Source organism: Ruegeria sp. I3 (assembly GCF_056532525.1).
In genome coordinates this window covers 1-1,221 of record NZ_JBQFNI010000028.1, presented here as the reverse complement: position 1 = coordinate 1,221, position 1,221 = coordinate 1, and the positions used below count along the sequence as shown (strand labels likewise).

General features: G+C 49.1%; 1 protein-coding gene. It reads right to left on the bottom strand.

Annotated features, from left to right (window positions below; genetic code table 11):
• Positions 1-999: glycoside hydrolase family protein (locus tag ACR0L9_RS20610; protein ID WP_480896585.1), on the bottom strand; the 999-nt coding region annotated here is incomplete at its 3' end.
• Positions 1,000-1,221: the final 222 nt, after the last annotated feature.

The window sequence follows — 1,221 nt, the reverse complement described above, 5'->3', positions numbered from 1 at the left end:
GCCGAGAAGATCCACATTGCTCCAATGAATGTTGTAGCTATCCTTCGCCAGAACCACGTACTTCGTGCCGCCCTCGGTATTCTCAATGATGGAATCTTCTATGCGGATATTCTGCACTGCCCATTGTTTGGCATTGCCAGGGTTCAGATAACCGCCCAAGTCCAGCGTTGTAGCGACAACGGCGTTGTTGTTGTCTATGAATTCCGAATTTGTAATAAGGATATTCTCATTGATCGCTGTACCGGCGAGGAAATCATTCGTTGTACTGAAGCCTGATTTAAGATCGAGCCCAGTAAAGCCGCCAATGAAATAACTATCCGTAACAACGGAATCCTTGAAGCCACCCGTGCTGTCTATCCCGTCTCTGTTGGGGTTCAAAAAGACAGAGTCAGACACAGTTACATTTGATGTGTATCCCCCATCCGGAGCGCTAGTGGTTTTAATACCATCTCCTAGAGCCCCATCAAAAAGAGTGTTGTGGATCGTTGCACCGGTGACATCTCCTAGAAGGCGTACCTGCGCCAAAGCCCCGACAAATTCGCTGTCTTCAATAACGAGGTTATCGCTTTCTCGGACGTCAAGAAGGATGGAAACGTTCCCTTCAAAACTGCTGTTTCTAATAGTTAAACCGTCTTTACTTGCAGAGAACGTAATCGAACTGTGGAAATCTACGCCAACTTGAGCGCCGCGCGACAAAGTTCCAGTGTTAGGCGCATCGCTATGCGTAACCGTCAGATCCGTGACAGTGTTATTCGCACCAAAACGGATCAATTCGTCTACATGCTTATCGGTATCGATCCTGTCGAGCCCGGCCCCTGGCGCGCCTCCAGCCAACGTAAAATCATCCGGCAGGGTGATAGCTCTGGGGGCAGAGATTTGGTACATATGATCGAAGACAAACGTGTCGCCCGGTTTGAACGTTTGCGCCAGTGCCGCAAATTCGTCAGAGATATCCTGGCCAGCGGTCCAGCCGAAATCGGAAGAGTGGTAGATTGTCATTCTGGTTGCCTATCCTACAGTTGGGGGCAGCAATCATGCGGCGCAAATGTAAGCCGAATGATCCATGATAAGCCCATGATGATGGTGATGATCATGTGTATTGGTGTCAGAGGTCGCCGGGTCTCAAAAAATCTTGAAGACTTAGCGGCCCAACAAACACCGCGCTTGAGCAGAAAAACTCGTTCTGAGATAGCACAAATAAACAAACGCTCTCGATGCGGA